Source organism: Marinococcus salis (assembly GCF_054971365.1).
Genome location: NZ_JBQOJB010000035.1, coordinates 1 through 7650 on the forward strand (window position 1 = coordinate 1; position 7650 = coordinate 7650).

Below are 7650 nucleotides of genomic sequence, written 5' to 3' on the forward strand. Positions count from 1 at the left end.
TACCGTAGCTACGGGGATTCTGTCTCTTTTTTATCGTTAATGGAAATAATTGTTAGTAAACCCGCAACAAAAGAGTTACTACTAGCCGATAAAAAGATAAATAGATTTTTCATCGGTATAGAACTAGTCAATGGGACAATCGTAAGAGCCTGTACAAAAGCGCAGGTGCTGCATATATAGACAATAGAAATCCGGACTAGGCGAAGAAAGAAGGGGGCAGGACGGTGGTGTCGCATTAACCAGCCGGCTTTCATACAGTTAATATTGCTTGGCATTAATAATCTATTTCGGTAAACACTTGCGTAAAACAATAATGGATTATTTTTTCTCTGCCTGGGAATAACCTAAAGTGAATGAATCTGCCTATACAGTAAGGAGGTTGACCATGCCGGTTTTTAGCTATTCAGCTCCAGCGGTTGGAAAGTCAGAAAAATTATTAGAAATCGAAGACGGCCATAAATATCTTGGCACGATGAGACGCTATTTCTCAAAAAATTTTAGGGGCAGCCCAATCTATGATGTGAACGTTTATATGTACGATGCTGCGGGCGACGATAAATACGTGATTGAGCAGCTGGATTTCGGAATGGTAAGAGGATACACCTGGGGCGTCTATAAAAATGATGCAGAAATAGGAAAAATCAAAACCCCTCGCGGCCTGTTTAAAAACCACCGGATTGATGTCAGGGTAAACGATTATCCCGGCATTTCGATTAAGGCGAAAAAGAGAGGGAAGCATCTTATTCTCGATGAAAACGAAAATAAGATCGGGGAAACCTCAAGTACTAACAGTGTAAATAAAGTTTATCAGGGGGAGATTTCAGCATTGGTGCTGCCGGAACCGGATATTTTATTTTACGGCGTAATTCATACGTTTTGGTGTGGAATGAAAAGAAATGAAAATTAATTACTGACTATTTGTTGAGGGAGGTTTAAAGAAATTTTACATTACGGAGGGGGAAATGCACTATCGTCATATTAGAGATTCGGATTATGATAAGTTACTGCCTGTAATCAATGAGTGGTGGGGAGGCAGGCACATGGCACATATGATTCCCAGACTCTTTTTTGATCATTTTAGCACTACGAGTTTTTGCGCAGAAGAAGATGGAATTATTGTGGGTTTTTTGATTGGATTTTTATCGCAGGACCATTCCCGGGAAGGGTACATTCATTTTGCCGGGGTTCATCCAGCGTACCGGGGGTATGGAATTGGAAAGCGTTTATATCAGTGGTTTTTTGATAGTATGGCTTATCACAATCGCTCTATTGTTCGCTGCATCACCTCGCCGGTAAATAGAAATTCGATTGCTTACCATAAGAAAATGGGTTTTGAGGTAGTGAAGGGCGACAGAAACAATGGGGAGATCTGGGTATGCTCCAATTATTCAGGGCCGGGAGAAGATAAAGTATTGTTTATAAAAGAATTAACTTAGATTAACTTTTCCAATAGATTCATGTCAAAACTCTTAGAGGTAATGATGCTTCTTCAAAAAATTGCTTATTTCACTAATTGGTTAATTATTCTTCCTGGATATTTGCTTTTTATACCTTTTCTTCTCCCAGCCAGCATTATAGGAGATTTTTGGGTTTATAAGTACGACTTTTATGGTCCTATAGCTATTTCTTTATTTGTTTTTATATTTGGAGTGTTTGGGGTAGCTTTATCGCTTGCCTTACAAATTAGACATTTAATTATACTGTCCTTGATTCTATTTTTTCTTCCTTTTATCATCATCGCATTCACTTTGTGGTGGTATTAATAATAAATAGTGAAAATTAATGAAAAATGTAAACGTCAATAAAAGTCGACAAGGAAGAGCTGATAAAGCAAGCTAGGAGATTAACAGCCTATATATTCCGCAAAAGAGGAAGAAATGATGAGTATTATTTGCTTAGAAGGAATCAGCGCAGTGGGGAAAACCACGACAGCGGAAGAATTGGCACACACAACGAATGCTTGTGTGATTCCTGAAGTCAATTTATTATTTGAAGGCCCCCGAAAATCATCTCACACATGGTATTTAGAACGCCAGGTTGAGCGATGGTGTTTAGCTGAAGAAAAACTAAAGGATTACGAAACTGTGATTCTTGATGGAGACGTTTTTCAGCCGCTCAGCTACAACTGGTGCTTTGATTTTCAGATATACAACCAGAGCCTGGATTTTATTTCTGAATTCTATCAAAAAGCGATTCAGGCTGGCAGAATACAGTTTCCGCACAAGTATTTTTACTTGTACGCCAATGAAACAAATTTAAGGTGGAGAAAAGAAAACGACCAAACACGGACAAGAAAAAATTTCGAAAAGCATATAGGAATTTCACAATCCCATCAACGTTACTACGAGGCATTAAACCAATTCCGGCCGGGTTATGTGAAGCTATTAGAAGCAGCAAATAGTAAGGAAGCCGCAAAAGTTGTCTTTCATCAGCGACCGCTTGCTGCTCAAGACCTAAACCCGGAAATATTTCTTCAAAATATAACCAGATGGTTAAAGGAAAACAAAGCATAATTTCCGCATTCAAACGCATAGGAAAAGGAGACTATTAATGAAAATCGCTTTTTTGCTTTTTAACCAGATGACTTCGTTAGATTTTGTTGGTTTTTATGATAGTGTCACCCGTTTGCAAACCATGGGGTATTGCCCCGATTTATCATGGGACATTTGCGCACTTGAAGAAAATGTCTCTGATGATCGTGGGATCTATTATCATATTGAAACGGTGCAGCCTCCTTTAGCAGCGTATGATATGGTGTTTGTTCCGGGTGGCATGGGCACAAGAAAGCTTAAAAATGATAAAACATTTACCGATTGGCTTTCAACTGCCCAGGCCGTGCCTTTAAAAGTATCTGTATGTACAGGTTCTTTACTGTTTGGAGGTGCCGGGTTTTTGCACGATCGCCAGGCTACAACGAACCCTTCCGCATTGGACTTACTGGGAGAGTATACAGAGAAAGCACAGGCGAAAAGAATCGTGCAGGACGTGAAAAGCGATACCATTATCACGGGCGGCGGCGTAGCGGCTTCCATTGATCTGGGGTTATATGTATGCGAATTTTTATCCGATCGTCAAACCGCCTTAGTTATTGCAGATAAAATGGATTACCCGTATTACTTCTAAATCAATTTACCAAAGGAAGCAGTAAGGCCCCAATAAGCATACCGAGAAGAAAATACATCAAAATTCGTAAATACCTGTTTTTCATGTTTGCCACCACCTTTACATGCGAATGTAAAACCAGCCTCTTCCAACTACCCACCTTCGGATGCTCTTTTCTTTTGTTTTATCTTATGATCGATGGCGATATGCCCAAATGAACCTGCTACTGCTGCCCACATAAAACTAAAGGGACTATGAATGCCTGAGACGCCAACCATAAACAACAGAGATAGAATTACTGTAGTCGTGCCATGAATCAATACCCATGCCATAAGTATTCCTTTAATCACCTGGAGGGCCCTCATCTGGTTTTGTCCACGTCCCGGCCTGACGGAGACTTTTCCAACGCTTGTACCCGTTGCTCCAGGCGTCGTAATTTAACGTTAGTCCGGTACATTTCAGCAATAATAACTAACATCAAACCGGCGAATGGAAAGATGATCGTCCAATCCATGCAAGCACTCTCCTTTGTATTTTTCAATGAATTCTTCCTGTTCCTTATATTACCATTTTATTCAAAGAGAGCTAAAGTTTGGATTTATTTTGGTATACCGTAGTTATTAAAAGTGAACAAATTTTTGCCTTTAAAAAAAGCGATAGTCTATTTAACATTCTATATGGAACCTATTTATTTACATATTCTCCAGGGAGGTAAAGATGCGCTGGAAAAACAGACAATTATATAAACACGACACAAATCCTAAAACGAAAAAAGATAAGCTGGATGATTATCTTGTGGAAAGAAGAGAGAAAAAGCAAGAAAAAAGAAAACAAGCAGGTCCAGCTATGCTCACCATTTTTGCATTAATTGTTCTTTACCTGGTTGGAGCAGCTGTATTTGGCTATAGTACCGAACCTTTGGACCGTATCATGGACGTCCTTAAATAATGCATATATCTTTTGAGACAGATGGCAGCGAAAACGCTATCCATCAGGTCGATGAGGCGGCCGGAGAAAAAATTTCTTCGTGCCTCGGGGCGGACGTCGGCCAGCAGCTGCTGAGAGCGAAGCTTGCGGACGAACTGCAGGGCGTGCTTGCGGCCTGTGTTTTTGGTAGTGGCTGGCGTTTATTTGACCATCTGGAGTACCTTGTGATTCACCTGAAAAATAATAAACCATAGGAATGGCCAGGCAAGTGGAAGTCTGGTACCGGTTTATTAAAGAAGAATAAATAACTTCAAGAGAGTTAAAAAAATAGGAACTTTTTCTGAAAATGAGAAAAGTTTTTCATGGACGCTTGACAATGAAAGAAGTCCTGCGTATATTAGGTTCAACTCTTTGGAAAATGCGGGCGTAATTTTCATATAAATGACTGAAAATACAAAAAAAGCAGAAAGAAAAATAGGCTGCCAGAGAGAGTAGTTCAACAGAGAGAAGGGTGGAGAAAAAATGAAGCGCAGTTTACAGGAGCGTTTAGAAGCAGGGCCGGTTATCGCGGGAGAAGGATACTTATTTGAACTTGAACGTCGGGGATATTTACAGGCAGGAACATTCGTGCCGGAAGTGGCACTTGAAAACCCTGAAGCATTAAAGCAGACGTACCGAGATTATATGCGTGCCGGTTCGGACGTGATACTGGCGTTCACGTACAACGCCCACCGGGAAAAAATGAGAATCATTGGAAAAGAGGATCTGCTTGAGCCGCTGAACCGCCAGGCGATCCGTCTGGCCAAAGAGGTGGCCCAGGAGCATCCGGAGGAAGAAGCGCTCGTAGCAGGCAATATTTCCAATACCAATATTTTTAATCCGGACGATGAGTCTTCTAAAACGGCTGTCCGTGACATGTTTGCCGAAATGATCGGATGGTGCAGCGAAGAGGGCGTCGACTACATTAAAGGCGAAACCTTCTATTATCACGAAGAAGCGCTAATTGCGCTCGAAGAAATTCAGAAGCAGGGACTGCCGGCTGTTATCACTCTCGGGTTGATGGGGGAAAATATTCTCCGGGATGGATATACCGTAGAGGAATCCTCCCGCATTTTATCCGAGAGCGGTGCTTTAGTGGTCGGCATGAACTGCTTCCGCGGCCCGGATACGATGCAGCCGTATTTAAACAAAATCCGGGAATCGGTGGACGGGTATGTGGCAGGACTGCCGGTGCCGTACCGCACGACGGAAGAGCATCCAACCTTCTTTAATCTGCCGGACGCCGGATGCAGCTGCCATACGCCGCTGGAAACAACGTTCCCTACTGCCCTGGACCCGCTGTACCACAACCGCTATGAACTGGCAGAGTGGGCAAGGGAAGCGACCAATGCCGGGGTGAATTACATCGGCCTGTGCTGCGGGGCTTCTCCAGCTATGCTGAGGGCGGTGGCGGAAGCTGCTGGCCTGGAGACCTTGGGTTCGGAGTATTCGCCGAATATGGAGAAGCACTTCCTGTTCGGCCAGGACGATACTCTTCAGAAGCACAATACGAGCTACCGGACAAAAGCATAACAACGAAAGAAGCTTTCCTGGTGTCTATTCAGGAGAGCTTCTTGTGTTTGCGTTTCAATAACAGAAAAGTGCGTTCACATGAATGAGTATTCGGTAATAGTTAGATAAAAAGGGTAACGGGCAGGAATTTATTTGCCGAACCAAGAATCCTAACAGTAATCAAGCTGAGAAGGAGTGGCCATGTGCAAAATATTATGCTCACATCGGTACGGTTGGATCGACTACCGGTGTCTTACCGTGAGGCGGTGTTAACGATGGTGGAAGAAGATGGGGTGGTGGTGCGGTGGAACGTAGATATAGAAGAAGCAGATCATGAATTGTTTGGCCAAAATAATAACCGTTTTCGGTTTTGGCTGGACTCAACAGACAGCGGCGGCCAGAGGTATAAGGGACCGTGCATGATTGAATCCGTATCGATGAAAGGCCGCTTCGTCAAATTGTCCGGTACAGGCCCCCTGGTCATAGGGGAAATATGAGGTTTGTGAAGAAGGGCCGTATAGACTTCCTGAGCAGCATCATGAACAACGTCGCAGTTTTTATAAGCATGCTTTTGCCTCATGCACGCACTGTGCAAACGCTTTAATATTAAAGATGCAACCTTTTTTCTTTCCCTCGGGGAATACGGTACGTAACGGAAGTATTCCTCTTTCCCTGGAGCTCTGCTGAAAGGCAGAGCTTTTTTATTTGGAGGCAGCTGTTGATGGGTTAGCGTAAAGTTTAAAATATAATAATTGGGGAAACTGTAGTATAGAAATGCATTGTACTTATTTATTTTAGACTTTACATTTTATTCGATTAACCAAATATATAATTCTGACTCTCCTTTTAATGGGGCGTTGAATTTGCTTCCTCGCTTTTAATTATTGTAAAAAGTGGAAGCCTGGGAAAAGGAGAGAAAGCATGATAACTACACTGACAATTCTCGGTTACGGTGCCTTTTGCTGTGCCATACTGGCCCGTCCGTCAGCCACTCAGAAGCCAAAAAGCTAAAAACAAAAAAGCATGAAATATGGAAAGGGACTGGGCCACATACGGCGCAGTCCCTTTTTTATACGATTACTTTATTGGGCACTGGCAGAGTGAAACATGTTTATTTCATGGAATTTACAAGCTGTAGAGCCTCCACGGGAGGAAGACTGCCGCGTACAGCATAAACAGTTTTTCCTTCCCGCCAGCGGATATCTACGGTTACGTCATCACGGGACGGGGCGTAATAGATATCGACGACTCCCTGCTCGGCAGAGTCGGGGAGATGATGATGCTTGAGGTATTCTGCTATTTGACGGAGCACCTCTGTATGGTTGAGGTTATCCGAAGATGAGGAAGAAAGGCTCACCAGCCACGGCCCCTGCTTCCCGCTGTAATGATACTGATCGACGCCCTCCTGCGCGTGTCCGGATAATCCATCCTGAAGCGCCTTAACCCCCGGCCTGGCGGGATCAACGTTTTTGCCTTCCCGGAAAGCTTCAATCTCTCTGGAGGCCTCCTCGAAATCCAAGTACTGGGCGGCTGTTACGTGGGCGAGAGGCTTTCCGCTATTGGTGTGATACTGGATACTGTAAGTAGTGGAATTATTGGAAGCCACAGACCCCTGGACATAGCGGGCCTGCTGGTCCGGGAAGCGGGCAGGAAGCCTGATCTGGGCGCTATTCATCAAAAGCTCGCCGCGAATCCTTTCAGCCTCCTGCCCCGCCGGCGTAGGAGAGAAGGAGTTTTCCCGTTGAGGCTCCGGCTGGGGAAAGGGATCTTCCTCCACGTCTTCTTTGGATAACTCCTCTCCCTGCTGCCCGGCCAGCTCTTCAGCATCTGAAGTTTGCGGGGCATCTTTTTCACTTGTACACCCCAAAACAGCACTAGCAAGCAAGGGCCCTGACAGAACCCACAGCAACAGCTTTTTCAAACTGGTCCCTTCTTTCTGAATGGAAGTAGTATAAGACTGGGTTGAAATTTTTCCCAAAATAAAATAAGCCAGCTTTTAAGTTGCAGGTTTGAAAACAAATGTTGGTCATAGAAGTAAATATTGGAAATTATATCCAATATCATCCAACC

12 protein-coding genes are annotated in these 7650 nt (G+C 43.5%); 9 read left to right on the top strand and 3 right to left on the bottom strand.

Going from position 1 to position 7650, the window contains the following annotated elements; translation table 11 throughout:
- From ACTTK6_RS15530 to ACTTK6_RS15550, 5 genes are all read left to right on the top strand, one after another.
- The coding region (locus tag ACTTK6_RS15530) for a hypothetical protein (RefSeq protein WP_462833906.1) at positions 1–180 on the top strand (180 nt) is incomplete at its 5' end.
- 205 nt (positions 181–385) lie between these two features.
- On the top strand, positions 386–907 hold the full coding sequence (locus ACTTK6_RS15535; protein WP_462833907.1) for a hypothetical protein: 522 nt from the start codon (positions 386–388) through the stop codon (positions 905–907).
- Between the two features lie 55 nt (positions 908–962).
- Positions 963–1436 carry an N-acetyltransferase family protein gene (locus tag ACTTK6_RS15540; RefSeq protein ID WP_462833908.1) on the top strand — a complete coding sequence of 158 codons (474 nt, stop codon included), beginning with the start codon at positions 963–965 and terminating at the stop codon, positions 1434–1436.
- A gap of 444 nt (positions 1437–1880) precedes the next feature.
- Positions 1881–2513: a chloramphenicol acetyltransferase gene (locus ACTTK6_RS15545; RefSeq protein WP_462833917.1), complete on the top strand. Its 633-nt coding sequence runs from the start codon at positions 1881–1883 to the stop codon at positions 2511–2513.
- Between the two features lie 37 nt (positions 2514–2550).
- Positions 2551–3123: a DJ-1/PfpI family protein gene (locus ACTTK6_RS15550; protein ID WP_462833909.1), complete on the top strand. Its 573-nt coding sequence runs from the start codon at positions 2551–2553 to the stop codon at positions 3121–3123.
- Between the two features lie 131 nt (positions 3124–3254).
- Here ACTTK6_RS15550 and ACTTK6_RS15555 read toward each other — a convergent pair whose 3' ends face one another.
- Together ACTTK6_RS15555 and ACTTK6_RS15560 are read right to left on the bottom strand one after the other, a co-directional pair.
- On the bottom strand, positions 3255–3452 hold the full coding sequence (locus ACTTK6_RS15555) for a hypothetical protein (RefSeq protein WP_462833910.1): 198 nt from the start codon (positions 3450–3452) through the stop codon (positions 3255–3257).
- Positions 3453–3463: 11 nt separating this feature from the next.
- Entirely contained in the window at positions 3464–3616 is a 153-nt protein-coding gene (locus tag ACTTK6_RS15560) for a hypothetical protein (RefSeq protein WP_462833911.1), read from the bottom strand.
- A gap of 203 nt (positions 3617–3819) precedes the next feature.
- Here ACTTK6_RS15560 and ACTTK6_RS15565 point away from each other — a divergent pair, with 203 nt between their 5' ends.
- The 4 genes from ACTTK6_RS15565 to ACTTK6_RS15580 all read left to right on the top strand — a co-directional run bounded on the left by ACTTK6_RS15565 (position 3820) and on the right by ACTTK6_RS15580 (position 6077).
- Positions 3820–4050, top strand: coding sequence for a hypothetical protein (locus tag ACTTK6_RS15565; RefSeq protein WP_462833912.1), 231 nt, complete (start codon positions 3820–3822; stop codon positions 4048–4050).
- Positions 4050–4283: a hypothetical protein gene (locus ACTTK6_RS15570; RefSeq protein WP_462833913.1), complete on the top strand. Its 234-nt coding sequence runs from the start codon at positions 4050–4052 to the stop codon at positions 4281–4283. The genes ACTTK6_RS15565 and ACTTK6_RS15570 overlap by 1 nt, the downstream gene beginning before the upstream one ends.
- A gap of 268 nt (positions 4284–4551) precedes the next feature.
- Positions 4552–5601: a homocysteine S-methyltransferase family protein gene (locus ACTTK6_RS15575; RefSeq protein ID WP_462833914.1), complete on the top strand. Its 1050-nt coding sequence runs from the start codon at positions 4552–4554 to the stop codon at positions 5599–5601.
- Between the two features lie 182 nt (positions 5602–5783).
- Entirely contained in the window at positions 5784–6077 is a 294-nt protein-coding gene (locus tag ACTTK6_RS15580) for a hypothetical protein (protein ID WP_462833915.1), read from the top strand.
- Between the two features lie 614 nt (positions 6078–6691).
- Here ACTTK6_RS15580 and ACTTK6_RS15585 read toward each other — a convergent pair.
- A complete protein-coding gene (locus ACTTK6_RS15585) occupies positions 6692–7501 on the bottom strand; it encodes a hypothetical protein (protein ID WP_462833916.1) in 810 nt (269 codons plus the stop codon).
- Between the last annotated feature and the right edge of the window lie 149 nt (positions 7502–7650).

Coding starts and splice junctions, on each gene's coding strand:
- ACTTK6_RS15540 (WP_462833908.1), top strand. CDS start 963: ATGCACTATCGTCATATTAGAGATTCGGATTATGATAAGTTACTGCCT.
- ACTTK6_RS15545 (WP_462833917.1), top strand. CDS start 1,881: ATGAGTATTATTTGCTTAGAAGGAATCAGCGCAGTGGGGAAAACCACG.
- ACTTK6_RS15575 (WP_462833914.1), top strand. CDS start 4,552: ATGAAGCGCAGTTTACAGGAGCGTTTAGAAGCAGGGCCGGTTATCGCG.
- ACTTK6_RS15565 (WP_462833912.1), top strand. CDS start 3,820: ATGCGCTGGAAAAACAGACAATTATATAAACACGACACAAATCCTAAA.
- ACTTK6_RS15560 (WP_462833911.1), bottom strand. CDS start 3,616: ATGGATTGGACGATCATCTTTCCATTCGCCGGTTTGATGTTAGTTATT.
- ACTTK6_RS15550 (WP_462833909.1), top strand. CDS start 2,551: ATGAAAATCGCTTTTTTGCTTTTTAACCAGATGACTTCGTTAGATTTT.
- ACTTK6_RS15535 (WP_462833907.1), top strand. CDS start 386: ATGCCGGTTTTTAGCTATTCAGCTCCAGCGGTTGGAAAGTCAGAAAAA.
- ACTTK6_RS15570 (WP_462833913.1), top strand. CDS start 4,050: ATGCATATATCTTTTGAGACAGATGGCAGCGAAAACGCTATCCATCAG.